This is a genomic window from Salmonella sp. A29-2 (assembly GCF_020150755.1).
GTDB lineage: Bacteria > Pseudomonadota > Gammaproteobacteria > Enterobacterales > Enterobacteriaceae > Salmonella > Salmonella enterica.
On record NZ_CP083731.1, the window covers coordinates 4,720,174 to 4,745,181 of the forward strand.

Sequence of the window (25,008 nt, forward strand, 5' to 3'; positions counted from 1 at the left end):
GCCGCTTTCGCCCGCCCTATTCACATACTTTTACATACGACCGGGACGACATTGACTTGCGACCTGAGTACTGCCTCAAGTGATAATATGTACCTGCGTGACACAACCGGCGTTGAGCGATAAAAAATCTCAACGAGTTTTACGCCAGCCAACCAGCCAGACAACTACGCCGCCGACCATGAGCCAGCCAGGCATCAATCCCCATTCAGGGCGGTTGACGAGTAAGAATGACCCGCTCAGTAACAGCGTTGCGCCAATTCCCAATAAATAACGAGACTGACTTTGGCGCACATGGTTTACCTGTAACTCGCGCGCAATCTTATCAACACTGTGCTGTAAATATTTGCCCTGGCGCAAACTGTCGTACACCAGTTCAGGTATTTCTGGCATTTTTTCGACCCAGAACGGCGCTTTTTCTTTAAGAGCCCGCGTGAGAGCCGGAATACCCACCTGATCTTTGATCCAGGACTCAAGAAACGGCTTCGCCGTTTTCCACAAATCAAGCTGAGGATAAAGCTGCCGCCCAACCCCTTCAACATACAATAATGTTTTCTGCAACAACACCAGTTGCGGCTGGACTTCCATGTTAAATCGACGCGCTGTATTGAAAAGGTTTAACAACACATGACCAAACGAGATTTCCGCGAGCGGCTTTTCAAAGATAGGTTCACAGACGGTGCGGATGGCAAACTCAAAATCTTCAACGTTGGTATCTGGCGGAACCCAGCCTGAATCGACATGCAGTTCTGCCACCTTTCGGTAATCGCGATTAAAAAACGCGATAAAGTTTTCAGCCAGATAACGCTTATCTTCTTTGTTTAGCGACCCGACGATACCGCAGTCAATGCCGATATATTGCGGGTTTTCAGGGTGTTCATGGCTGACAAAAATATTTCCCGGATGCATGTCCGCATGGAAAAAGCTGTCGCGGAAAACCTGGGTGAAGAAAACTTTAACCCCGCGTTCCGCCAGCAGTTTCATGTTGGTGCCGTTCTTTTCCAGCGCCGCCACATCCGAAACCGGAATGCCGTATATCCGCTCCATCACCATCATGTTCTGGCTACAGTAATCGGAGTACACCTCCGGGATATACAGCATGGGACTATTTTCAAAATTGCGGCGTAACTGAATCGCGTTGGCCGATTCCCGCAGCAGATTCAGCTCATCGATCAGCGTTTTCTCATACTCACGCACCACTTCCGTCGGGCGCAGACGACGCCCATCCGGCAACAGGCGTGGTACCCAGCGAGCAAGGCGATAAATCAGTTTCAGGTCTGCCTGAATTACCGGCAAAATATCCGGGCGAATGACCTTAATAACCACTTCTTTACCGTTTGATTTCAATCGCGCGGTATGTACCTGGGCGATTGACGCCGACGCTAAAGGCTGGATATCAAAGTCGTCAAACCAGGCTTCGACTGGTAGCCCCCCCATCGCCTCTTCAATCTGGGCTTTCGCCAGCCGACCATCGAATGGCGCGACTTTATCCTGGAGCAAAGCGAGCTGATCGGCGATTTGCGGCGGGAACAGGTCACGGCGCGTGGAGAGCATCTGGCCAAATTTGATCCAGACCGGTCCCAGCTCTTGCAACGCCAGTCTTAATCGTTCACCCAGCAATTTATCTTTATGCCGGTTTGGCATCCAGAACAGCGAATAGCGCCATAATCGGAGTGGCAGTGTAAGACGCATTCGGGGGATGAGTTCATCAAGGCCGTAGCTTAAAAACGTGCGGATGATGAAATATAGGCGCCGTACTTCACCTGGCGTCATTTGGCCTCCAGTTTTTCCAGCCGTGTGGTCAGAGAATCTACGGCGCGCTCAACAGCCGCGGTTTCTTCGGCAAACCATGCGACTTCCAGCGGGCCAGGCGCCATACGCCACTCTTCAGTGATCGCTTCAGCGGCATAACGCTGCTGGCGTTGAAACCCGTGGCGCAGGAATTTAGCCCCGCCACGCACGGCCTTACCGATACTTTCCGCCGCAATATCACCCGTGTATGGTGCCAACAGCTCCGCAGGATCGAATTCGGCGAGATCGGCGAGCGCCACAAAATTTTGCACGACCTGAATATCGCCCTGCACTTCCAGTTCGCCGCTGCGAATAAGCGCGGCCAACTGCTGACGATCTCGTAGTTTTGGCAAAACGCTAGCTTGAGTGATTACCGTACAGTCCGCTTCGCCTTCCCATGCCCCCAGCACATCAACCTGGCGTTCGCTGAATACCAGGACTAATGGCGTCGAAAATCCCTTTAGTTTCACACACAGTACTTTTCCCTGTAAGCGCGTTCTGGCTGATTTCAGCGCTGGCGAACGATACAGAAACGTATTGAGGAGACCTTCAATTCCTGCGGTCACTAAGGGTTTAAAAGGCATTCCACCCTCCTAGAATTTATAACCACGGTGCAATGCCACAACGCCCGCCGTCAGATTGTAATAATCCACGCTCTCAAATCCGGCGTCCTGCATCATGGCTTTTAAGGTATCCTGATCGGGATGCATACGGATGGATTCCGCGAGATACCGATAGCTATCCGCATCGTTCGCGACCATCGAGCCAATACGCGGTAAAATATGGAAAGAATAGGCGTCATACGCTTTACTCAGCGGCTCAATGATAGGCTTGGAAAATTCAAGCACCAGTAAACGTCCGCCGGGTTTCAACACACGGAACATTGACCGCAGCGCTTTTTCTTTTTCCGTTACATTGCGCAAACCAAACGAAATGGTAATGCAATCAAACGTATTATCAGGGAAAGGCAGAGCTTCGGCATTCGCCTGCACATACTCTACGTTGCCGATCACGCCGATATTACGCAGCTTCTCACGCCCCATTTTGAGCATAGAATCATTAATATCCGCCAGGATAACTTTGCCAGTTTCCCCGACCATACGTGAAAATTTCGCGGTAAGATCGCCCGTACCACCCGCTAAATCGAGAACGGTTTGTCCACGACGCACGCCACTGCAATCAATGGTGAAGCGCTTCCACAAACGATGAATGCCAAATGACATTAAGTCATTCATCACATCGTACTTTGACGCCACAGAATGAAAAACGTGGGCCACCATGTCAGCTTTCTGCTCTTTAGCGACGGTCTGAAAGCCAAAGTGCGTCGTTTCTTGTGAATCTTCCACCATCTCAGTGCCTGCTTATCGATAAAAATGTTCAAGAAGTGTAACAGATTGGGCCAATTTGCCCTACTCTGCGCCAGGACTAAACTACTCCGTATGGGTTAACTTAACTGCTGCTTCACCCGTTCATCATTGGGATAATGTTCATCCTGCCGCCCTTCAGGGATCGATCGTAAACGATATTCTTCATCTTGCGTAACGGCCTGTTCCGCTAAATCCGGATTAATCTCGCGTTTGATTTCCACGCCTAGCCCCCGGAAAGCCTCCGCCTGCGCCAAAACGTTGCCACGCCCCGACGCAAGTTTTTTCATCGCCTGGCGGTAGTTATCCTGCGCTTTATCCAGACTCTGACCGATCGCTGACATATCATCAACAAACAGCCGCATTTTATCGTAGAGCTTACTGGCTCTGTCTGCGATGTGCTGCGCATTGCGGCTCTGGTGTTCATAGCGCCACAGGTTGGCGATTGTCCGTAACGCCACCAGCAGCGTCGTGGGGCTTACCAGCATAATGTTATTTTTCAGCGCCTCGGTTATCAGTTCGGGCTGTTTATCTAACGCCAGCAGGAAAGCGGGTTCTACGGGGATAAACATCAGAACATAGTCCAGCGAGCGGAGGCCGGGAAGCTGCTGGTAGTCTTTACGCCCCAGTAAGCGAATATGATTGCGCACCGAGGCGATGTGCTCTTGTAAAGCGGCCTCGCGCGTGTAGTCATCTTCAGCGTTAAAGTAACGCTCGTAGGCGACCAACGTCATTTTAGCGTCGATGACCACATCTTTGCCCTGCGGCAAGCGGACGATGACATCCGGCTGCATCCGCGAGCGCGCATCGTTCTCAATACTGACCTGGGTTTCGTATTCGTAGCCTTCACGCAGTCCGGATGCCTCCAGCACCCGCGCCAGCACAACTTCGCCCCAGTTTCCTTGCGCCTTATTGTCCCCTTTCAGGGCGCGCGTCAGGTTGATCGCTTCCTGCGCCATTTGCGCGTTAAGCTGCTGCAAATTACGAATTTCGTGCGCCAGCGTATGCCGCTCCTGCGCTTCTTTGCCAAAACTCTCCTGAACCTGGCGGCGAAAACCGTCCAGTTGCTCACGCAGCGGCGTCAGCAGGCTATTCAGGCTTTGTCGGTTTTGTTCGTCTACGCGACGATTACTGTGTTCAAAGATACGGTTCGCCAGATTTTCAAACTGCTCGCTTAAACGCTGTTCGCTGTTGATCATCTGACGGATTTTGTCTTCCGCGTGTTGCTGAGTCGCTTCCAGACGGGTCGTGACTTCACGCAGATCGGCTTCCAGAGAGGTATTAATACTGTGCAGGCTGCGCAGTTCGTTATTAAGTAACTCGCATTCACTGCGCCAGTGCGCTTCTTGCGCTAATTGCTGCCGGGCCGCGCTAAGTTCGATATCCAGCTCACGCCGTTCTTCGATAAGATCGGCGCGGATTTGATCGGCGTGCGCTTTCGTCGCCAGCCAGCCAATCACCGCCCCAGCCGCCAGCGCCACGACGGCGCTTATCATAAGAGTAATATCCACAACACCTCTCCTGGAACCACACTGTCCTGCACAAAATAGAATTGTGCTGTATAAACGTCCAGTTTAAAAGGGATTTCCTGCGAGGCGCCACGCAAAAAGAAAAGGCCGAACGCGTCGGCCTTTGCAAAAGAGAGGAGAATTACAGCAGACGACGGGCCGCTTCCACGACGATTTTCACCGCGTGGCTTTCAGTTTGTTTCATCGTTTCCGCATTCGGAATCTCTTGTTGGGTACGGTTAACGATAACGCCCGCCACCATACCTGCGCGTAAACCCTGGCTTGCGCACATGGTTAACAGCGTAGCGGATTCCATTTCGTAGTTCATCACGCCCATCGCCTGCCACTCTTCCATAGAGCCTTTAAAGCGACGAACAACGCGGCCAGAATATGTGTCGTAACGTTCCTGACCCGGATAGAAAGTGTCGGAAGAGGCGGTTACGCCAACGTGAGTCGTGGCGCCAATCGATTTCGCGGCTTCAACCAGCGCGGTGGTGCAGGCAAAGTCGGCAACCGCCGGGAATTCCATCGGCGCAAAATGCAGGCTCGCCCCATCCAGACGTACGGATGCGGTCGTTACCAGAACGTCGCCGACGTTGATGTGCGGCTGAATAGCCCCCGTGGTGCCGATACGCAAGAAGGTACGAATACCCAGTTGCGCCAGTTCTTCCACGGCAATAGAGGTAGACGGGCCGCCGATACCAGTAGAGCAAACGATAACTGCTTTACCATCCAGCTCAGCGCGCCAGGAGGTGAATTCGCGGTGAGATGCCAGCTTAACCGGCTTATCCATCAGCGCGGCGATCTTTTCCACACGCTCAGGATCGCCAGGGACGATGGCGAGCTGGGCCCCTTGTAAATCGTTTTTGGTGAGGCCGAGATGAAAAACATCAGACTTGGACATATAAAACTCCTCTGTGAATCGGGTTTGTCAGAAGAAGCAAAGAGACACTTTACCTAAGGCATAAAGATATTTTCGTGACAGCCATCACTATGACGTAAAACAATTGCACTCGCTTACCATTAAAAAGTGATTCACATCACAATAAATAATCAATATCGCCAGGCATTGCACAAAAGATAGCCGCTTTAAGGCAATGTGGTTTGTTACACACTGTCTATAGTTAAGATTGCGCTATTTTTTAAGGGTACGGAGAATACCATGACAACGACACATCCATCCGGCTTTGCACCTGCAGCTTCCCCACTTGCCCCTACGATGATTCATACGCCTGATGGGGCCATTAGCGCGGGGATAACGTCGATCCCCTCTCAGGGCGACGATATGCCAGCCTATTACGCCAGACCAAAAGCGAGCGACGGCGCGCTGCCTGTGGTCATTGTGGTACAGGAAATTTTTGGCGTACATGAACACATTCGCGATATTTGCCGACGACTGGCGCTGGAAGGCTATCTCGCTATCGCGCCGGAACTCTATTTCCGCGAAGGCGACCCCAATGATTTCGCCGATATACCCACATTATTGAGCGGGCTGGTGGCTAAAGTACCCGATTCGCAAGTCCTTGCCGACCTGGATCACGTCGCCAGTTGGGCTTCGCGCAACGGCGGGGATGCGCATCGGCTGATGATCACCGGTTTTTGTTGGGGAGGCCGAATTACCTGGCTATACGCCGCGCACAACCCACAGTTAAAAGCGGCGGTAGCGTGGTACGGCAAGCTGGTGGGCGACACGTCACTTAATTCGCCGAAGCATCCCGTTGATATCGCCACCGATCTTAACGCGCCGGTACTGGGTTTATACGGCGGACAGGATACCAGTATTCCACAGGAGAGCGTGGAAACCATGCGTCAGGCGCTACGCGCCGCTAATGCGAAGGCGGAAATCGTGGTCTATCCCGATGCAGGGCACGCGTTTAATGCCGATTATCGTCCGGGCTACCACGAAGCCTCAGCGAAAGACGGCTGGCAAAGAATGCTGGAATGGTTCGCGCAGTACGGCGGGAAAAAAGGCTAACCACAGCGCATTACGATGTTTGTTGGGCCTACGAGACCGGAGTCGGTGTAGGCTCAACAAAGCGTCATCGCCACGTTAGCTATGCTTTACCACAGCATTTTTTATATTTTTTGCCGCTGCCGCAGGGACAGAGATGGTTACGACTGACGGCTCCTGTGTCTTTACGCGCGTCCTGCGCCAGCCAGCGCATGATCGATGCCATCGGATAGCCTTGCGTCAGCAGCTCCCGCCAGACATTCATATACGGCGTAACGTGCTGGAAAAAATGCTTATAGCCCGCACACAAGTAATTATGCGCAGGATGACCGGACGGCGAGACGGCAAAGCGATGCTTCGGACAGCCGCCATGACACGCAAAGCGGTAGTCACAGCGACGACAATCGGCGGTCAGGGTCTCCCGCTTGGCTTCGCCAAACGCAATAGCCCGCTCGCTATTATTTAAGGCTTTGATGCTGTGCTGGTGGATATTTCCCAGCAGATGCTCCGGGTAGACGAAGTGGTCGCAGTTGTAGAGATCGCCGTTCGACTCCAACGCGAAGGCATGTCCACAAGTCTCGGAATGTACACACAGTACCGGCTGCTGCGCCGTCCAGGCGGCTAACGCCACGTCAAACATCTGCACATAGACGCGGTCTACGTCGCGACGAACCCAGATATCAAAGATCTGGTTGAGAAATTCGCCATATTGCCACGACGGTACCGTCCATGGCGCCAGCGTCGCCGCGCTTTCGCCGGGCATCACCAGATTAAGTACCGATGAGTTATCGGTGCTCATTCGCTCTACCAGCGGGATAAACTGAATAAAACGCGATCCCGCCGCCAGAAGAAATTCGTAGACGTCTGCTGCATGACCGACGTTATGTTTTCCCACGACGGTTAAGGTATTAAAGTCGACATGGTGCGCTTTAAGCCGCGCCATTGCTGCGACGACCTGTTCATGAGTTCCTTTTCCAGCGCGATTAAGCCGATAGTGGTTGTGTAACGACGCCGGGCCGTCGATAGAGAGACCGATGAGAAAATGCTGTTCAGCGAAAAAGCGCGCCCACTCGTCATTCACCAGGATGCCATTCGTCTGCAACGCATGAGTGATTTTTCGCCCATCGCCGTACTTTTCACATAATGCGACAACCCGGCGGAAAAACGGTAGCCCCATCATGGTCGGTTCGCCGCCCTGCCAGGCAAAGTCAATGCGGTCGCCACTCTGCGCGGCAATATGCTGGCGTATAAACTGTTCCAGCGTCTCGTCCGACATCCGCCAGTTTTTATTGCGTTCCGGGTACAGCGCCTCTTTTTCAAGATAGAAGCAATATGTGCAATCAATATTGCAGATCGCGCCGCCGGGTTTGGCCATTACGTGACAACCTGCTACCGCCATGTCAGACATCTCCGTTAAAAAATAAGGTTCACCAACGCCATGAGACAATGCGACGTTTATCGTCGCCAGGGAACATAACAGAATGGAAAACCTCGTTTTGTGCTATGAGAGCGCTGGGCGATCATGACAAGAAAAACGATCTGCGAGGCAATAAAAGCCGCCGCGCTGCTTCCGGGGACGCTATCCGCCTGGTTGTCATTCATACGGAGAACCTTTTTATTATCAAGATCGCCAAATAGCCAGATCCTGAAAAAGACAGCGCGGAAAATAAGAAAAAGGGAAATGAGAAGAAAGAGGCGCTGTTAATCAGGTCAGACACGGGCGCTACCCGTCAAAGGGTAGCGCCGCATTGCTGCCGGATAAACTCAGCGGCCAGGATGGGTTATTTCGCCTGACGCAGATTGTGCGCCGCTTTGACCATGTTCGCTAACGCCGCGCGGGTTTCCGGCCAACCGCGAGTTTTCAGACCGCAGTCCGGATTCACCCACAGGCGTTGTGCCGGAATACGCTGTGCCGCCTTCTTCAGCAGGGCTTCAATCCACTCGACGCTCGGCACGTTCGGCGAGTGAATATCGTACACGCCCGGCCCGATTTCGTTCGGGTAGTCGAACGCTTCGAACGACTCCAGCAACTCCATATCCGAGCGGGAGGTCTCAATGGTGATCACATCCGCATCCAGCGCGGCGATCGAATCCATAATGTCGTTGAACTCGCAGTAACACATGTGGGTGTGGATCTGGGTTTCATCCTTCGCCACCGCCGCGTTGATGCGGAAGGCTTCCACACCCCATTCCAGATAGGCGTCCCAGTCGCTGCGACGCAGCGGTAGACCTTCGCGCAGCGCCGGTTCGTCGATCTGAATAATCCCAATCCCCGCCGCCTCCAGATCCGCGACTTCATCACGCAGCGCCAGCGCAATCTGTTTCGCAATCGTTTCGCGGGTCACGTCTTCGCGGGGGAATGACCAGCAAAGAATAGTCACCGGGCCGGTCAACATCCCTTTTACCGGCTTGTCGGTCAGCGACTGGGCATATTTCGCCCACTCCACGGTAATCGGTGCCGGACGGCTGATATCGCCAATCACTACCGGCGGTTTCACACAGCGGGAGCCATAGCTTTGCACCCAACCATTCTGGGTAAAGACGAAGCCGTCCAGATGCTCGCCGAAGTATTCCACCATGTCGTTTCGCTCGGCTTCGCCGTGTACCAGCACATCCAGCCCTAAACGCTCCTGCTCGATGATAGCCTGTTTGATATGTTCGGCGATGCCGGTGCGGTAGTTATTCGCGTCGAGGTTGCCCTTTTTGAAGTCCAGACGCAGGCCGCGAATTTCCGTGGTTTGCGGAAACGAACCGATAGTCGTCGTCGGCCAGGCGGGAAGTTTAAAGCGGGCGCGTTGCGCTTCAGCGCGCACCTCATACGGATTCTCACGCTGGCTGTCCTGCGCGGTGATCGCCGCCAGGCGTTTTTCTACCGCGGCATTATGTACGCGGCGGGAGTGACGACGAGCCTGAATCGGTGCGCTCCATTCCTCAAGCGCCGCCGTTTCGCCGCTGTTCAGCGCATCGCGCAGCAACGCCAGTTCACCGCATTTTTGCAGCGCAAAGGCAAACCAGCTTTTAACTTCCGTATCCAGACGCGTTTCGACGCTGAGATCGATCGGGCTGTGCAGCAAAGAGCAGGAGGATGCTACCCACAGCGCGCGTTTGCCCACAATGGCGTTAATCTGCGCGTATTTTTCGGTCAAATCGGCGCGCCAGACATTACGCCCGTTAATCAAGCCTGCGGAAAGCAGCCAGTCGACCGGCAGACGTTGATGCAGTTCCGCTACATCATCTTTGCCATGAATGAGGTCAACATGTAGCCCCTGTACCGGTAGCGCGATAATAGTGTCCAGGTTTGGCGTCACGCCTTCAAAATAGGTCGTCAGCAACAGCTTCACCTGGCCGGCGAGCGCGTCGTAAGCCGGTTTGAAGGCATCCAGCCACGCCTGCGGCAGTTCCAGCACCAGCGCTGGCTCATCAATTTGGACCCACTCAACACCACGCTTCGCCAGTTCAGCCAGCACGTGCTGATACACCGGCAAAATGTCTTTCAGCAACGTCAGGCGGTCAAACGGCTCGCCTTTCACTTTACCCAGCCACAGATACGTGACAGGCCCCAGCAGTACGGGTTTGATCTTATGCCCCAGCGCCAGCGCTTCGTCCACTTCCTCCAGCAACTGGGTCCAGGTGAGTCTGAACTGCTGGCCTTTGCTGAACTCCGGTACTATGTAGTGATAGTTAGTATTAAACCATTTGGTCATTTCCGCTGCCGCCGCCGGTTCGCCGGTTGGCGCGCGACCGCGGCCAATGCGGAACAGAGTGTCGATGTCCACGGAACCGTCATTGTTCTGATGACGAGCCGGCACATTGCCTAACAGCAGGCTGGTGGTCAGAACATGGTCGTACCAGGCAAAGTCGCCTACCGGTAACAGGTCAATACCCGCTTGTTTCTGCTGTTCCCAGTGACGCGCGCGCAGTTCGCGCCCCACCGCCAGTAACGCTTCACGCGTTGAGTTCCCCGCCCAGTAGCTCTCTTGCGCTTTTTTCAACTCGCGACGCAGGCCAACGCGAGGAAAACCGAGGGTATGAGTCAATATTGTCATTTTACTTCCTCTCTTATTTTATTGAATCTGAAAGTAAAACTCTAAATAGTTCGGCTTGCAGGAAGGCGGCGACACAGCGCATCCCCAGGAGCTTACTGAAGTAAGTGACTGGGGTAAGCAAGGAAGCCAACGCATCTGCAAGTCGAAATATGACGAGTTTTAGACGTCTGGATGTTTACACATCCATAATGTAAAGGTACTGTATATTCCTCAAGCGCAATTTGTTCATGGCGAAGTGAAGGACTTTCATGATCGAAATTAAACATCTGAAAACACTCCAGGCATTGCGGAATAGTGGATCGCTGGCTGCTGCTGCTGCGGTGCTGCACCAGACTCAATCCGCTCTGTCTCATCAGTTCAGCGATCTGGAACAACGCCTTGGCTTCCGCCTGTTCGTGCGTAAAAGCCAGCCGCTGCGCTTTACGCCGCAGGGGGAAGTTCTGCTGCAACTGGCAAACCAGGTGCTGCCGCAAATCAGCCGTGCGCTGCAGGCGTGCAACGAACCGCAGCAAACTCGTCTGCGCATCGCTATTGAATGTCATAGCTGTATTCAGTGGCTGACCCCGGCGCTGGAAAACTTCCGTGCAAGCTGGCCGCAGGTAGAAATGGATTTCACATCCGGCGTCACTTTTGATCCGCAACCGGCCTTGCAACAAGGCGAGCTGGATTTGGTGATGACATCGGATATTTTGCCGCGCAGCGGGCTGCATTATTCGCCGATGTTTGATTTTGAAGTCCGACTGGTGCTGGCGCCCGACCATCCGCTGGCTAGCAAAACGCAGATTACGCCGGAAGATTTAGCCAGCGAAACGCTGTTGATTTACCCGGTGCAGCGCAGCCGACTGGATGTCTGGCGACATTTCCTGCAACCGGCGGGTATCAGTCCGCTGCTGAAAAGCGTGGATAATACGCTACTGCTGATTCAGATGGTGGCGGCCAGAATGGGCATTGCCGCCCTGCCGCACTGGGTGGTGGAAAGCGTTGAGCGCCAGGGTCTGGTGGTGACCAAAACCCTGGGCGATGGTCTGTGGAGCCGCCTGTATGCCGCCGTGCGCGACGGCGACCAGCGTCAGGCGGTGACCGAGGCGTTTATTCGCTCGACGCGGGATCACGCCTGCGATCATCTGCCGTTTGTGCGGAGCGCGGAGCGACCCATTTTCGATGCACCCACAGCGAAGCCAGGATCACAGCCGCGCCTGTAATAAAGCTTGGCCAGTGGGGCTGCTGATGCCAGATGGCAAGATTAACCAGTAGTCCTGCGGGAACATGCATATTATTCATGATACCCAGCGTCCCGGCATCTACCTGGGTAGCGCCATAGTTCCACATAAAGTAGCCAATGCCGGACGCCACCACGCCGAGAAACACCAGAATGCTCCATTGCAGCGTGGTTTCCGGCAGCTTTTGCGCGTTCCCCAACAGCGACCACGCCACCGCCGCCACCAAAAACGCCCCCAGATAGAACCACGCAAAGGCGTTGTGCTGCGGCATGGGACGGGTCTCCATCAGACGTTTATACCCCACCATTCCGATAGCGAAACTGATATTAGAAAGCTGCACCAGGAGCAAACCGACCCAAAAATGGTCGGTCACGCGATCGTAGCGAATAATCCCGGCGCCAATCACCGCCAGCAACGCGCTAAATGCATAGCCCCAGCGCAAACGACGCTGACTCATCACATCGTAAATCAGCGTGATATAGAGCGGCGTCAGAACGGTAAACAGCAGCAGTTCGGATACGGTCAGGTAGAGGTAAGCATGGAAGCTCAACATATACATGATGCCAAGCTGCATCGCCCCCACCAGCATATACAGGCTGATGGTTTTTAGGTTGTGCCCGCGAGAACGCAAAAACGGCAGAAAAACGAGCGCCGCCAGCCCAACGCGTATCAACACCGCGAAATAGCTATCGACATGCCCGGCAAGATACTCGCCAAATAGACTAAAGGAGAAAGCCCACAGGATAGTGGTAATGATGAGTAGCGCCACAATGGATGTCTCTTAAAACAGGGAACACCCATTGTAGCGGAGAGTGAAGTTGACAACTGGTCAACTAACAAACAATCACATCAGCGTAAGAAAAGATCGCGCAGGTAATGCGGCACGGCGTTATCCGCGTTGATGCCGATCACCTCAAGTTCGGGATACAGGTCTTTCAGACGCTGGTGCGCATTGCCCATGATGCAGCCTTTGCCCGCCATCGTGAGCATTTCAGCGTCGTTCATTCCGTCGCCAAAGGCGATACACTCTTTCAGACTGTACCCCATCGCCTGAGCGACCGCTTCCAGCGCATGACCTTTCGACACTCCGCCCGCCATCACTTCCAGACAGGTTAGCGTGGAGAAGCTCACGTTTACCCGATCGCCCCAGCGCGCGTTAATCGCCTGCTCCAGCGGCAACAACTTTTCATGAGTGTCGCTGGTGAAAAACACTTTGCTGACGCCCTCCGGCTCCAGCAGCGCAGGCTCAAACAACGAGTAGTTAAATACCGCCTCTTTGAAAAAACGCATTTCATCGGGGCGATGACGATTCATAAACCATTCGTCGTCGCGATAAACGTTAGTCACGATGTCCGGGTTCGCATTCACCACCCCGAACAGGTCGCTGGCAATGTCGCTGTCCAGATTATGCGTAAAAACCAAATTCCCGTCGGTATCGTGCACTCGCGCGCCGTTGGAGGTGATCATGTAAGACTTGATTTCAAGATTATCGCGGATTTGCCCTACATCGACATGATGACGACCAGTGGCAAAGACAAAATGGATGCCGCGTGCGGTCAACAGCTTCAGAGTCTCTTTGGCATAAGGGGACAACGTATGGTCGGGGGAGAGCAGCGTGCCATCTAAATCAGACGCAACAACCTGATACATAATAAAATTTAACCTCTAAGCAAAGCGATTTCCGCTGGATAAATTAGGCTTGTTGAAAAATTCAACAATGGCGTTAAGCGCGACTGAGCGCATGGCGTCCTTTTCAAAAAGGATCTCATGGTACGCGCCTTTGATAACCAGCGGTTTTCCCCCTTCACAAGGGTATCCCGCCGCGGCGCGAATTTCACAAAAACGATCGTGGGTGCGGTTATCCACTACCCGCTCTTCTTCCGCCTGAATCAGTAGCGTAGACGTCGTGTCATCGCTCGCCCCAGCCAGAACCTGCTCACCCGCCAGAATGCCTTCGCGTACCCAATGCCAGGTGGGGCCGCCAACGCGCAGCTGCGGCTCGTCGGCATAAAATCGTAAGTTGCGCTGATAACGCTGGCGGCTGTGGGTCAGCGCATTCATCCCAAACGGCAACGCCCGCCACTGACCGGTACCAATAGCGTAATCTTCACGGATACGCTGGTGCCCCTCGGCCCAGTCGAGAATATGGCGCACCACAAAGGAAGGCAAGCGTATCACAATACCAAACATCGGCGCGGTGAGCGCAATAGCGTCGCACCGCACACGATGGCGTTGCAGGAACAGGGTGGCTATCGCGCCCCCCATTGAGTGCGCCAGGATATAACGCTTACGCCACGGCCCCGGCTCAATTTCCTGCTGCCAGAACGCCGCTAAGTCCTCAACATAATCGTTAAAATGATCAACGTGGCCCCGATGCGGGTCCGATAACATCCGCCCGGAGCGCCCTTGACCACGGTGGTCGATGATGAAGATATCAAAACCGAGATGAAAAAGGTCATACGCCAGTTCAGCGTATTTTACATAACTCTCAATGCGGCCAGGACAAATGACGATCGTCCGATCGTTAGAATCATTCCGAAAACGGACAAAGCGCACCGGAATGTTACCCACGCCGATAAACTCCGCCTCTTCCCGCTGACGCCAGAAATCGGTCAGCGGCCCCATAGCAAAAGCGGCAAACGCATTTTCTCTTGTTTCCCAGTCATTTTGCTGCTGAAACATCGGGTTTTCGGCCTCGTTTACCAGGTAAAATCGTTTTTTGCGTCGTGCCTGACACAACACAGCGGCAGTAGCGTATTGTGGCACAAAAACAGACAACCAGGGAGTTTCGCATGACCTTTGAATGGTGGTTCGCCTATCTACTGACCTCAACTCTGCTGAGTCTTTCTCCGGGTTCAGGCGCCATCAATACCATGACGACGTCTATCAACCATGGATATCGTGGCGCAGCGGCTTCTATCGCCGGACTCCAGACCGGACTGGGGATACATATCGTACTGGTGGGCGTCGGACTGGGTACGCTCTTTTCGCGCTCGCTCCTCGCTTTTGAAATTCTGAAATGGGCTGGCGCGGCTTATCTTATCTGGCTGGGTATCCAGCAATGGCGCGCCGCAGGCGCTATCGATCTGCATACTCTCGCCCAGACGCAATCGCGGGGTCGGCTGTTCAAACGGGCGATATTTGTCAATCTAACCAATCCCAAAAGTATTGTCTTTCTTGCCGCCCTGTTTCCGCAATTCATCATACCGCAGCAACCGCAACTGGCGCAGTACCTCATTCTCGGCGTCACTACGATTGTGGTGGATATGATTGTGATGACCGGTTACGCCACGCTGGCGCAGCGCATTGCCGCCTGGATTAAAGGACCAAAGCAGATGAAGGCGCTGAATAAAGCGTTTGGTTCGTTGTTTATGCTGGTAGGCGCGCTCCTGGCGTCGGCAAGACACGCGTGATAGTCGTGCCGGATGATGTTTATCCGGCCCGGAGGTAAATTAGCGCGAAATAATCAGGTGAATACCAAAGCCCGCAAACAGAGCGCCGGCAAAGCCATCAATCCATTTCGCCAGACGCTGATAGCCGCGGCGCATTTTCGGCAGCGCGAACAGGCTGGCGACTACGGTAAACCAGGCCAGCGTTTCCAGGGTGATTAACGCGAAAATACCCCAGCGCGCCGCAGCGCCGACGTTATCGCCGACAAACAGTGAAAAAACGGAACCAAAATAGATAATCGCTTTCGGATTCGACAGATTGGTCAGCAGCCCTTTGAGAAAGCTGCGCCCGCTCTGCGCCAGTTCAATGTGCGGAGAAGACGCCGCCGCATCCTGTTTTTTCAGCGCGCCGCGCAGCATCTGATAGCCCATCCAGCACAGGTACAGGCCACCACCTACCATAATGATCGTATGCAGCCAGGCCATTTTTTCGATGATGAGATGCAGGCCAAGCAGCGCCACGCCCGCCCATACCATCACGCCGCAGGTGATGCCCAGTACGCCCATCATCGCTTCTTTACGCGAACGGCTGACAGCAGTTTGAGACACGAAGAAAAAGTCGGGGCCGGGACTCATTAGCGCAACGATGTGCACCATTGCCACGGTGAAAAATAGCATCAACATAAAAATGGCTCGCGGGGAAATAGTTCAGTGAGTCACCATCCTGGCACTTTTTTGCCGGGCTGACTACTCTTCGTCATCACCATCGACATGCGCGCGGATGAGCGCCATGAATTCTTTCCCGAAGCGCTCCAGTTTGCGCATCCCAACCCCGTTAACGCTTAACATCTCGCTGGCGGAAACCGGCATCTGTTCCGCCATTTCTATCAACGTGGCGTCGTTAAAGACCACATACGGCGGGATATTCTCTTCATCAGCGATAGCTTTACGCAGCTTGCGCAACTTAGCGAACAATTTGCGATCGTAATTACCGCCGAACGATTTCTGCATCACGCGGGGTTTGAGGGCGACAATGCGCGGCACCGCAAGATTTAGCGGAACGTCTCCACGGAGTACCGGACGCGCGGCATCCGTCAACTGTAATGCAGAGTGCTGCGCAATATTTTGCATTACCAGCCCCAGATGAATGAGCTGGCGAATCACGCTCACCCAGTGCTCATGGCTCTTTTCGCGCCCCATGCCATAAACCTTGAGTTTGTCATGACCGAAATCGCGGATGCGTTGGTTATTCGCGCCGCGGATCACCTCGACAACGTAGCCCATGCCAAAACGCTGGTTAACCCGACCAATGGTAGAAAGCGCAATCTGGGCATCGTTTAAGCCATCATATTGTTTGGGCGGATCAAGACAGATATCGCAGTTGCCGCACGGTTCTTGTCGGCCTTCGCCAAAGTAATTAAGCAATACCAGGCGGCGGCAGGTTTGCGCTTCGGCAAAAGCGCCCATCGCATTCAGTTTATGCCGTTCAATATCCTGAAGCTGTCCGGCTGGTTTCTCTTCCAGACAACGACGCAGCCAGGCCATGTCAGCCGGATCGTAAAATAGCATGGCTTCCGCAGGCAGTCCGTCGCGCCCGGCGCGGCCCGTTTCCTGATAGTAGGATTCAATATTGCGCGGGATATCGAAATGCACGACGAAACGTACGTTAGGTTTGTTTATGCCCATTCCAAAAGCGACGGTCGCCACCACGATTTGCAGATCGTCGCGCTGAAATTTTTCCTGCACATCGGCGCGAATAGCGTTTTCCAGCCCCGCATGATAGGCCGCCGCGCTAATGCCACGACTTTGCAAGCGCGCGGCGGTATCTTCCACTTTCGCCCGACTGTTGCAGTAGATGATACCCGATTTGCCGCGTTGCTCCTGAACATAGCGCATTAGCTGGTCGAGCGGCTTAAACTTCTCCATCAGCATGTAGCGGATATTCGGTCGGTCAAAGCTACTGATCTGGATTAACGGATCGTTAAGCCCAAGCAGACGAATAATATCCTGGCGCGTGGTGTCGTCGGCGGTGGCGGTCAATGCCATAAACGGCAAAGCGGGAAAACGCTGGCGAAGCTGACCGAGAGCCGCATATTCCGGACGGAAATCATGTCCCCATTGCGAGATACAGTGCGCTTCATCCACCGCCAGCAATACCGGATTCCAGTGCGCCAGATGATCAAGAAAGTTGTCCAGCATCAGACGTTCCGGCGCAATATACAGCAGACGAATCTGTCCGGTACGGCACCCCGCCATCACCTCAAGCTGCTGCTCGCGGCTTTGAGTAGAGTTCAGGCACGCCGCCGCCACCCCGTTCGCCAGTAGCTGATCGACCTGGTCTTTCATCAACGAGATCAGGGGCGAAACGACGACGGTCAATCCGTCCAGCAACAACGCCGGGATTTGATAGCACAGAGATTTGCCGCCGCCGGTGGGCATGACGACCAGACAGTCGCGACCGGAGAGCGCAGTATCAATAATCGCTTCCTGGCCCGGGCGAAACTGTTGGTAGCCAAAGGTTTCCTGCAAAACCTGTTTGGCCCCTGATTCCAGATTCAACACTTCCGCCTGCGCCACATTAACCCCGTTCACCATAAATCAAAACAGGCGCTATTTTCAGCGCCTGCGAGAGAAACTGCAATGTTTAAAACACGATCCAATCAGAAGATATCGTTAAGCATCACGCCGACGCCGACACGTGTCTGATTAAAATTATAGTCGATCAGCGATTCGCCATAGCCGCTGTACACCTGGGTATAAAGCCGGACATGTTTAGTGACCGGATAGCTTAATCCAACTTCCGCGCCGCCGTAGCCTGTATTCCAGTTGTACTGGCCTTTGGCGCTTAATACCGCCTCGCCCAGGTGATAACCGATTTTAAGCTGGTAATAACCCATATATTTGGTGATGTCCGGATTATCGTCGGTACTGCCAATCACGTACCACGGTTTGACCTCTACCAGCCAGTTACCGTTTTCGGCCATCAGACGGGTATACAGACGGTTCCAGCTACGCGAGGTGGGGTCCGAACGTCCGTTAGAGTCATGGTTGTAGCCCATCTCTACGTCGCGCAGCGTCCAGCCGGCAAAGCGATAATCGGTAGCAAAACCAAGAAAAAGCTGCGGTTCGTAGTTGGTTTCGCGAAACGGCGAAGACTCTTTACTGTTGGAAAGCTGCCACCAGGATTTCTGCGTATAGGAAGCGCCCAGTACCGAGTTCGGCCCCAGTATTCCGCGCCACAGCGGAAACGCCAGGCTCAACTGAAATTTCACTTCATCTTTACGTGCGTTTTCAGACCAGTTGTAGGTACTTATGGCCTCTTTGTTCAGATCGCTGGTGTTCGTGTAGATCAAGTAGTTCGTGTCATAGGGGTAAAGCGTAAAAGGGTTATCATGCTCCTGTAGCATGTTAGCGATGATACTTCCCCGTACTGCAGGCGCATCATGAACCTCTTTTATCGTAGCTTCTTGTGCATATGCCGCTAATGGCAGTAGCGTGGCTGGCAACAACCCTCTCAAAATCGCCCGCATTCTTGACGTTCTCCTGACGAAGTATTTTCAGCTTGAATCATTCTCTGCCAACCATTTTTACATATTTACACACATAGCCGTTAGTTATCCCTTCTTAAAGTAGAAAACAACAATTAAGAAGCATAATATCAACATTTCATTAACCAATGAGGTGTCAGGAATCTATGTCCGCTGTACTTACCGCTGAACAAGCTCTGAAATTAGTGGGTGAAATGTTTGTCTACCACATGCCGTTTAATCGGGCGTTAGGGCTGGAGCTGGAACGCTATGAAAAAGCGTTCGCCCAACTGGCCTTCAACAACCAGCCGATGATGGTCGGCAACTGGGCGCAAAGCATTTTACACGGCGGCGTGATCGCCTCTGCGCTGGATGTCGCCGCCGGACTGGTATGCGTCGGCAGCACGCTAACTCGCCACGAAACCATCAGCGAAGATGAACTACGCCAGCGCCTGTCGCGGATGGGAACGATTGACCTGCGCGTCGATTACCTGCGTCCGGGCAGAGGCAACCGCTTTACGGCCACCAGTAGCCTGCTGCGCGCAGGGAATAAAGTGGCCGTCGCCCGCGTGGAATTACACAATGAAGATCAGCTGTACATCGCCAGCGCCACCGCTACTTATATGGTGGGATAAAAGCAGGTAAACTGTTGTTACACTTCAGATACGAGTTTTCCGGATGGACGCAAAACAAACACGGCAGGGCGTATTACTCGCTCTTGCCGCCTATTTTATTTGGGGGATCGCCCCCGCGTATTTCAAGCTGATCTATTACGTTCCCGCAGATGAGATCCTGACGCACCGCGTGATTTGGTCATTTTTCTTTATGGTGGCGCTGCTTAGCGTCAGCCGGCAGTGGCGACAGGTGAAGCGCTTACTGAAAACGCCAAAGAAGATTTTCCTGCTGGCCCTGTCCGCCGTACTGGTCGGCGGTAACTGGCTATTATTCATTTGGGCGGTAAATAATCACCATATGCTGGAGGCCAGCCTGGGTTATTTCATTAATCCACTGGTTAACATCTTGCTGGGGATGATTTTTCTTGGCGAACGCTTCCGTCGAATGCAGTGGCTGGCGGTGATTCTGGCGGTGTGCGGCGTGCTGGTGCAACTCTGGACGTTTGGTTCACTGCCGATTATCGCGCTGGGGCTGGCGTTTAGTTTTGCGTTTTACGGCCTGGTGCGTAAGAAGATCGCCGTTGAAGCGCAGACGGGTATGCTGGTCGAAACGCTATGGCTGTTGCCGGTCGCCGCGATTTATCTGTTTGGCATCGCCGATAGCCCTACCAGCCATATGGGGCAAAACGCACTATCGTTGAACTTGCTGTTAATGGCGGCGGGTGTGGTCACTACGATTCCGCTGCTGTGCTTCACCGGAGCGGCTACGCGTCTGCGTCTTTCTACACTGGGCTTTTTCCAGTATATCGGCCCAACGCTGATGTTTTTACTGGCGGTGACGTTTTATGGCGAAGTGCCGGGCGCGGATAAGATGGTGACATTTGCGTTTATCTGGGTCGCGCTGGCGATTTTCGTGATGGATGCGATTTATACGCAGCGTAAAAAATAACGCGACTATTATTCTAAATATAATCTGAAAAAATATGCCTCCCCTTGTAAGGGGGGTAGCATATTGTCATGCTAACGACGTAACCCAACATATGGATGTGAAATTAATGTTAAGTGTTTTTATTCCTTCATCTGAGAGATGTGTTTCCAGATGTCGTTATTTATTATCATTCGCGCTAATAAATATAATATTTTCCATTTTGGTTGGGGTTTTATTACATTTAAGCTTTGTGATACTGGCAATTTTATTCACAATTTTACTACATTATCTCGTCATTAATTTAAACTGTCAGCGATTCAGAGACAGTGGCTTTGAATATATAAAATTCTATGTATGGGGTACGCTTGTAATCTATATTGCCTCCTTCGTGATAATGGTTGCTGAAGATTTCGCTTGCGATGGCTTTGGTATGCCTCTTTTTCTAATCTGGTATTTTGCAACCTTTTCTCTGCTACTTCTGGCCCCCCCGGATTCGAATTCACTCAACAAGTAATTTAATGGAGTTTACATGGACAAGGATTATATTAATGATGGTTCGCTATCTGAAAAATGGAAATACCGTTTTTCATTTTACGATCAACATGGTTTCCCCGGATTTTGGAAAGTAAGCCCAGAATATAAACAGGCATTTAAAGCATTAAAGCCCCGACAACGGTTGACTATTCAAATAAACTTTATTGCCTTTTTCTTCTCATGGATTTATTTGTTTGTACTGGGTCTGTGGAAAAAAGCAATTATAGTTATTTTATTAGGGATCGTTGCAATATTTATTGGAGCATTAATCGGCGTTAACATACTTGGACTTGTTGTCGCAGCTTATGTCGGCGTCAATACAAATAAGTGGTTCTATGAAAAAGAGGTTAAAGGTATCAATACCTGGAGCCTGTAACTTTTCAGGGTGGTTCAGCCGCAGCTGAATCACCCTGGCCTTAATGCTTTACAACCAGTTCTTGCGCTTAAAGTACAGATACGGCGCAAGCCCCGCCAGAATCATAAAGATAATCGCGCCCGGATAACCAAAGCTCCACTTCAGTTCCGGCATAAACTCGAAGTTCATCCCATAGCTGGAAGCGACCAGCGTCGGCGGCAGGAACACCACGGAAACCACCGAGAAGATTTTGATAATGCGGTTCTGCTCAATGTTGATGAAACCCATCGCCGCCTGCATCAGAAAGTTCACCTTCTGGAACAGCGATTCATTGTGCGGCAGCAGAGATTCGATATCGCGCAGGATCTCACGCGCCTGCTCCAGCTGCCCGCCCGGTAAGCGCGCCTTGCGCACCAAGAAGTTCAGCGCGCGCTGGGTATCCATCAGACACAGGCGTACCTTCCAGCCGATATCTTCCAGTTCCGCCAGCGTGGAGAGCGCTTCGTCGTATTCATCGCCCTGATGCCCTTCCATAATGACGCGGCTCAGTTTTTCCAGATCGCTGTAGATGTTTTCGATTTCATCCGCTAACTGTTCAATTTTGGTTTCGAACAGATCGAGCAGTAATTCGTATGCATTACCGTCGACCATCGCCTGGCTGCGGGCGCGCATACGATACAGACGGAAGGCGGGCAGTTCGCGTTCACGCAGCGTAAACAGACGGCCATCGCGAATAGTGAATGCCACCGTAGAGTTACCGGCATGATCTTCCGCATCTTCGAAGAAGAAGAAGGAGTGGATATGCAATCCGTCTTCGTCTTCAAAGAAGCGCGCGGATGCTTCGATATCTTCCAGTTCAGGACGCGTCGCCAGACTCTGGCCCAGCTCAGATTGTACGCGCAATCGCTCGTCGTCGTCCGGTTCGACCAAATCAACCCATACGGCATCAATCAGGCTTTGTGACTCCTCGACTTCCAGCCGGGTCAGTCGGTTTTTTTCCAGTTGAAATGCGCTCAGCATGACCGGGACTCCCAATGCGTAAAAATATCGGACAGTTCAGATGGGCACACAGAAACAAATTGGGTTTCAGACCATTAAACAGCCTGACTCAACGCGACGGGAAAAAATGAAAGGTCGCTGACAACCGCTAAGGCTATCAGCAAAAAGGGATAGCCTTAGGAGTTGATCCTGGATAACAGGATAATGAGCCAGTATCTACTGGGTGTGTCCAAGGCGAATGTCCTCTTAGCGTAATCGTGGGCGCATGTTACGCCAGCAAAAATTTGCCGTCAACACGCAACGAAACGCGAAAAAGCAATAATTTCCCCTTATGCAGAAAGGTTAGCAGAGTGAGAGTATTTATCTATGATTTCAGAATATTAACATCACTATATCGCCGGATGGCGGCTTCGCCTTATCCGGCCTACAAATCAAAATGTTAGCCAGCGCGTAGGCCGGATAAGAGGTGCCATCCGGCACTATGAGAGCCGGTCAAACCGTTTCCAGCTTCGCATACGCGGCAACCAGCCATTTGATCCCTTGCCCCTGAAAAGCCACCTGCAACCGGCTATGCTCGCCGCTGCCCTCCAGGTTGACAATAGTTCCCTCGCCGAACTTCGCATGGCGCACACGTTGGCCGAGTTTGTAGCCTGTATCGTTTTCCGCCAGCGGCGTTCCCATTCGTTGATGGCTCACCGGACGACTGACGGTGGCGCGCAGACGGACCTCTTCCACGCACTCCTCCGGCAACTCGCCGATGAAACGCGACGGGCGATGGTAGACCTCTTTACCATACAGACGGCGAGTTTCGGCATAGGTTAGCGTCAGTTTCTGCATGGCACGGGTAACGCCGACGTAGGCCAGACGACGCTCCTCTTCCAAACGCCCGCCCTCATCCAGCGACATCTGGCTGGGGAACATGCCCTCTTCCATGCCGACGATAAACACCTGCGGAAACTCCAGCCCTTTGGCCGAGTGCAGCGTCATCAGCTGTACCGCATCCTGCCAGGTATCCGCCTGCCCCTCGCCCGCTTCCAGCGCCGCGTGAGAGAGGAAGGCCTGCAACGGCATCAAATCTTCATCTTCGTCGTTGTAGCTGAACTGCCGCGTCGCCGTCACCAGTTCCTCTAAGTTTTCGATGCGCGTCTGGCCTTTCTCGCCTTTTTCTTGCTCATACATGGTGCGCAGGCCGGAATCTTTGATCACCCGGTCAGTCTGCACATGCAGCGGCATGTCGGCGGTTTCCTGCGCCAGAGCGTCAATCAGTTCCATAAAGCGTTGTAGCGCGCTGGCCGCACGCCCGGCCAGGGCTTTTTCCTGTAACAATTCACGGCACGCCTGCCACAATGTTAGCTGGCGATCGCGCGAGGTCTGGCGCACCACGTCCAGCGTGCGGTCGCCGATGCCGCGCGTTGGGGTATTCACCACGCGTTCAAAGGCGGCATCATCGTTGCGATTGGCAATCAAACGCAGATAAGAGAGCGCATCTTTGATCTCCTGGCGTTCGAAGAAGCGCATCCCGCCGTAAATCCGGTACGGCATACTGGCCTGTAATAACGCTTCTTCCAGCACGCGCGACTGGGCGTTGCTGCGATAAAGGATGGCGCATTGCGCAAGCGCGCCGCCGTTGTCCTGCCAAGTTTTGATACGGTTAACCACAAAGCGCGCTTCATCCAGTTCGTTGAAAGCGCAGTACAGAGATATCGGTTCGCCGTCAACGCCGTCAGTCCACAGCTTTTTACCCAAACGCCCGTTGTTGTTTTCAATCAGAGCGTTCGCCGCGCTAAGGATGTTGCTGGTCGAGCGGTAATTCTGCTCCAGACGAATGGTCTGCGCGCCGGGGAAATCATTGAGGAAGCGCTGGATGTTCTCTACCTGGGCCCCGCGCCAGCCGTAGATCGACTGGTCATCGTCGCCGACAATCATCACCTTACCGGTATCGCCCGCCAGCAGACGAACCCAGGCGTACTGAATGTTGTTGGTATCCTGGAATTCGTCCACCAGGATGTTAGTAAACCGCTCGCGATAGTGTTGCAGGATGTGCGGCTTGTTCAGCCATAGTTCATGAGCGCGCAGCAGTAGCTCGGCAAAATCCACCAGACCAGCGCGATCGCACGCTTCCTGATAGGCCTGATACACCTTCTGCCAGGTCTGTTCCACCGGATTGCCATAGCTTTGGATATGGTGCGGGCGTAGCCCTTCGTCTTTCTGGCTATTGATGTACCACATCGCCTGACGCGGCGGCCACTGCTTCTCATCAAGATTCATCGCCTTAATCAGGCGTTTAAGCAAACGCATCTGATCTTCGCTGTCGAGAATCTGGAAATCCTGCGGCAAATTAGCGTCCATATGATGCGCGCGCAGCAGGCGGTGCGCCAGACCGTGGAACGTCCCTACCCACATTCCGCCCTGGCTGGTCCCCATCAACTGGCCAATACGATGGCGCATTTCCGCCGCCGCTTTGTTGGTAAAGGTCACCGCCATGATGGAGTATGGCGAGTTGTTTTCTACGCTCAGTAACCAGGCGATACGGTGCACCAGCACGCGGGTTTTCCCGCTTCCCGCGCCCGCCAGCACCAGCATGTTGCTACGTGGCGCGGCCACCGCTTCGCGCTGTTTATCATTAAGGCTGTCGAGCAGGTAAGAAACGTCCATTGGCACCGCCGCGTAAAAACATGAAAACTAAAAACGCCCGGTGGCGCTTCGCTTACCGGGGCTACTTATCGTAGGGCGGATAAGCATAGCGCCATCCGCCAGAATAACTGGGAATTTATACAGAACTGCT

General features: G+C 53.2%; 23 protein-coding genes. 7 read left to right on the top strand and 16 right to left on the bottom strand.

Annotation, left to right across the window (positions count from 1 at the left end; all coding sequences use genetic code 11):
- Positions 1–129 precede the first annotated feature (129 nt).
- The 5 genes from ubiB to udp form a co-directional block, all read right to left on the bottom strand.
- Positions 130–1,770: a ubiquinone biosynthesis regulatory protein kinase UbiB gene (gene ubiB, locus K8W53_RS22895; protein WP_000187559.1), complete on the bottom strand. Its 1,641-nt coding sequence runs from the start codon at positions 1,768–1,770 to the stop codon at positions 130–132.
- Positions 1,767–2,372: a ubiquinone biosynthesis protein UbiJ gene (gene ubiJ, locus K8W53_RS22900; RefSeq protein WP_001116090.1), complete on the bottom strand. Its 606-nt coding sequence runs from the start codon at positions 2,370–2,372 to the stop codon at positions 1,767–1,769. The genes ubiB and ubiJ overlap by 4 nt, the downstream gene beginning before the upstream one ends.
- Positions 2,373–2,381: 9 nt before the next feature.
- Positions 2,382–3,137, bottom strand: coding sequence for a bifunctional demethylmenaquinone methyltransferase/2-methoxy-6-polyprenyl-1,4-benzoquinol methylase UbiE (ubiE, locus tag K8W53_RS22905; RefSeq protein ID WP_000229009.1), 756 nt, complete (start codon positions 3,135–3,137; stop codon positions 2,382–2,384).
- Positions 3,138–3,232: 95 nt separating this feature from the next.
- Positions 3,233–4,663, bottom strand: a complete 1,431-nt coding sequence (rmuC, locus tag K8W53_RS22910) for a DNA recombination protein RmuC (protein WP_000355562.1) — start codon at positions 4,661–4,663, stop codon at positions 3,233–3,235.
- A gap of 139 nt (positions 4,664–4,802) precedes the next feature.
- Positions 4,803–5,564 (bottom strand): uridine phosphorylase, encoded by a 762-nt coding sequence (gene udp, locus K8W53_RS22915; protein WP_000045169.1) that lies wholly within the window; start codon positions 5,562–5,564, stop codon positions 4,803–4,805.
- Between the two features lie 258 nt (positions 5,565–5,822).
- Between udp and K8W53_RS22920 the strand changes: the two genes are divergently transcribed.
- Entirely contained in the window at positions 5,823–6,635 is an 813-nt protein-coding gene (locus K8W53_RS22920) for a dienelactone hydrolase family protein (RefSeq protein WP_000213959.1), read from the top strand.
- A 79-nt stretch (positions 6,636–6,714) separates the two neighbouring features.
- Here K8W53_RS22920 and K8W53_RS22925 read toward each other — a convergent pair whose 3' ends face one another.
- Together K8W53_RS22925 and metE are read right to left on the bottom strand one after the other, a co-directional pair.
- Positions 6,715–8,058 (bottom strand): anaerobic sulfatase maturase, encoded by a 1,344-nt coding sequence (locus K8W53_RS22925; RefSeq protein ID WP_072106073.1) that lies wholly within the window; start codon positions 8,056–8,058, stop codon positions 6,715–6,717.
- Between the two features lie 334 nt (positions 8,059–8,392).
- Positions 8,393–10,657 carry a 5-methyltetrahydropteroyltriglutamate--homocysteine S-methyltransferase gene (gene metE, locus K8W53_RS22930; RefSeq protein WP_023223980.1) on the bottom strand — a complete coding sequence of 755 codons (2,265 nt, stop codon included), beginning with the start codon at positions 10,655–10,657 and terminating at the stop codon, positions 8,393–8,395.
- Positions 10,658–10,905: 248 nt separating this feature from the next.
- On the opposite strand from metE, the gene metR reads away from it, so the two are divergent.
- Positions 10,906–11,859, top strand: a complete 954-nt coding sequence (metR, locus tag K8W53_RS22935) for an HTH-type transcriptional regulator MetR (RefSeq protein ID WP_000569786.1) — start codon at positions 10,906–10,908, stop codon at positions 11,857–11,859.
- Here the strand turns inward: metR and K8W53_RS22940 are convergent.
- From K8W53_RS22940 to pldB, 3 genes are all read right to left on the bottom strand, one after another.
- Positions 11,747–12,646: a carboxylate/amino acid/amine transporter gene (locus K8W53_RS22940; RefSeq protein ID WP_001196254.1), complete on the bottom strand. Its 900-nt coding sequence runs from the start codon at positions 12,644–12,646 to the stop codon at positions 11,747–11,749. The two genes, metR and K8W53_RS22940, sit on opposite strands and share 113 nt — an antisense overlap.
- Before the next feature lie 80 nt (positions 12,647–12,726).
- Positions 12,727–13,527 (bottom strand): sugar/pyridoxal phosphate phosphatase YigL, encoded by an 801-nt coding sequence (gene yigL / locus K8W53_RS22945; RefSeq protein WP_000285338.1) that lies wholly within the window; start codon positions 13,525–13,527, stop codon positions 12,727–12,729.
- A 15-nt stretch (positions 13,528–13,542) separates the two neighbouring features.
- Positions 13,543–14,559, bottom strand: a complete 1,017-nt coding sequence (gene pldB / locus K8W53_RS22950) for a lysophospholipase L2 (RefSeq protein ID WP_023203706.1) — start codon at positions 14,557–14,559, stop codon at positions 13,543–13,545.
- Positions 14,560–14,669: 110 nt separating this feature from the next.
- Between pldB and rhtB the strand changes: the two genes are divergently transcribed.
- Positions 14,670–15,290 carry a homoserine/homoserine lactone efflux protein gene (gene rhtB / locus K8W53_RS22955; protein ID WP_023224235.1) on the top strand — a complete coding sequence of 207 codons (621 nt, stop codon included), beginning with the start codon at positions 14,670–14,672 and terminating at the stop codon, positions 15,288–15,290.
- A 39-nt stretch (positions 15,291–15,329) separates the two neighbouring features.
- On the opposite strand, the gene rhtC is transcribed toward rhtB, so the two are convergent.
- From rhtC to pldA, 3 genes are all read right to left on the bottom strand, one after another.
- Positions 15,330–15,950, bottom strand: a complete 621-nt coding sequence (gene rhtC, locus K8W53_RS22960; RefSeq protein WP_000928814.1) for a threonine export protein RhtC — start codon at positions 15,948–15,950, stop codon at positions 15,330–15,332.
- A gap of 63 nt (positions 15,951–16,013) precedes the next feature.
- On the bottom strand, positions 16,014–17,843 hold the full coding sequence (gene recQ / locus K8W53_RS22965) for an ATP-dependent DNA helicase RecQ (RefSeq protein ID WP_023224233.1): 1,830 nt from the start codon (positions 17,841–17,843) through the stop codon (positions 16,014–16,016).
- Between the two features lie 83 nt (positions 17,844–17,926).
- Positions 17,927–18,796: a phospholipase A gene (gene pldA, locus K8W53_RS22970; RefSeq protein WP_001201692.1), complete on the bottom strand. Its 870-nt coding sequence runs from the start codon at positions 18,794–18,796 to the stop codon at positions 17,927–17,929.
- A 164-nt stretch (positions 18,797–18,960) separates the two neighbouring features.
- On the opposite strand from pldA, the gene yigI reads away from it, so the two are divergent.
- The 4 genes from yigI to yigF are packed head-to-tail and all read left to right on the top strand — an operon-like array spanning position 18,961 to position 21,245.
- Positions 18,961–19,428 (top strand): acyl-CoA thioesterase YigI, encoded by a 468-nt coding sequence (yigI, locus tag K8W53_RS22975; RefSeq protein ID WP_001277136.1) that lies wholly within the window; start codon positions 18,961–18,963, stop codon positions 19,426–19,428.
- Between the two features lie 43 nt (positions 19,429–19,471).
- Positions 19,472–20,356: an EamA family transporter RarD gene (rarD, locus tag K8W53_RS22980; RefSeq protein WP_000339080.1), complete on the top strand. Its 885-nt coding sequence runs from the start codon at positions 19,472–19,474 to the stop codon at positions 20,354–20,356.
- A gap of 34 nt (positions 20,357–20,390) precedes the next feature.
- Entirely contained in the window at positions 20,391–20,849 is a 459-nt protein-coding gene (locus tag K8W53_RS22985) for a membrane protein (protein ID WP_001538085.1), read from the top strand.
- 15 nt (positions 20,850–20,864) lie between these two features.
- Positions 20,865–21,245, top strand: a complete 381-nt coding sequence (gene yigF, locus K8W53_RS22990) for an inner membrane protein YigF (protein ID WP_000356594.1) — start codon at positions 20,865–20,867, stop codon at positions 21,243–21,245.
- A gap of 48 nt (positions 21,246–21,293) precedes the next feature.
- Here the strand turns inward: yigF and corA are convergent, their stop codons facing one another.
- From corA to uvrD, 3 genes are all read right to left on the bottom strand, one after another.
- Positions 21,294–22,244 (bottom strand): magnesium/cobalt transporter CorA, encoded by a 951-nt coding sequence (gene corA / locus K8W53_RS22995; protein WP_000947139.1) that lies wholly within the window; start codon positions 22,242–22,244, stop codon positions 21,294–21,296.
- Between the two features lie 155 nt (positions 22,245–22,399).
- On the bottom strand, positions 22,400–22,456 hold the full coding sequence (gene ysgD, locus K8W53_RS23000; protein WP_213083418.1) for a YsgD/CorL family protein: 57 nt from the start codon (positions 22,454–22,456) through the stop codon (positions 22,400–22,402).
- A 259-nt stretch (positions 22,457–22,715) separates the two neighbouring features.
- On the bottom strand, positions 22,716–24,878 hold the full coding sequence (uvrD, locus tag K8W53_RS23005; RefSeq protein WP_000383436.1) for a DNA helicase II: 2,163 nt from the start codon (positions 24,876–24,878) through the stop codon (positions 22,716–22,718).
- Positions 24,879–25,008 lie beyond the last annotated feature (130 nt).

Coding starts and splice junctions, on each gene's coding strand:
- K8W53_RS22920 (WP_000213959.1), top strand. CDS start 5,823: ATGACAACGACACATCCATCCGGCTTTGCACCTGCAGCTTCCCCACTT.
- yigL (WP_000285338.1), bottom strand. CDS start 13,527: ATGTATCAGGTTGTTGCGTCTGATTTAGATGGCACGCTGCTCTCCCCC.
- pldA (WP_001201692.1), bottom strand. CDS start 18,796: ATGCGGGCGATTTTGAGAGGGTTGTTGCCAGCCACGCTACTGCCATTA.
- rarD (WP_000339080.1), top strand. CDS start 19,472: ATGGACGCAAAACAAACACGGCAGGGCGTATTACTCGCTCTTGCCGCC.
- corA (WP_000947139.1), bottom strand. CDS start 22,244: ATGCTGAGCGCATTTCAACTGGAAAAAAACCGACTGACCCGGCTGGAA.
- rhtC (WP_000928814.1), bottom strand. CDS start 15,950: ATGTTGATGCTATTTTTCACCGTGGCAATGGTGCACATCGTTGCGCTA.
- udp (WP_000045169.1), bottom strand. CDS start 5,564: ATGTCCAAGTCTGATGTTTTTCATCTCGGCCTCACCAAAAACGATTTA.
- yigF (WP_000356594.1), top strand. CDS start 20,865: ATGGACAAGGATTATATTAATGATGGTTCGCTATCTGAAAAATGGAAA.
- ubiE (WP_000229009.1), bottom strand. CDS start 3,137: ATGGTGGAAGATTCACAAGAAACGACGCACTTTGGCTTTCAGACCGTC.
- metE (WP_023223980.1), bottom strand. CDS start 10,657: ATGACAATATTGACTCATACCCTCGGTTTTCCTCGCGTTGGCCTGCGT.
- K8W53_RS22985 (WP_001538085.1), top strand. CDS start 20,391: ATGCCTCCCCTTGTAAGGGGGGTAGCATATTGTCATGCTAACGACGTA.
- ubiJ (WP_001116090.1), bottom strand. CDS start 2,372: ATGCCTTTTAAACCCTTAGTGACCGCAGGAATTGAAGGTCTCCTCAAT.
- uvrD (WP_000383436.1), bottom strand. CDS start 24,878: ATGGACGTTTCTTACCTGCTCGACAGCCTTAATGATAAACAGCGCGAA.
- pldB (WP_023203706.1), bottom strand. CDS start 14,559: ATGTTTCAGCAGCAAAATGACTGGGAAACAAGAGAAAATGCGTTTGCC.
- yigI (WP_001277136.1), top strand. CDS start 18,961: ATGTCCGCTGTACTTACCGCTGAACAAGCTCTGAAATTAGTGGGTGAA.
- metR (WP_000569786.1), top strand. CDS start 10,906: ATGATCGAAATTAAACATCTGAAAACACTCCAGGCATTGCGGAATAGT.
- ubiB (WP_000187559.1), bottom strand. CDS start 1,770: ATGACGCCAGGTGAAGTACGGCGCCTATATTTCATCATCCGCACGTTT.
- rhtB (WP_023224235.1), top strand. CDS start 14,670: ATGACCTTTGAATGGTGGTTCGCCTATCTACTGACCTCAACTCTGCTG.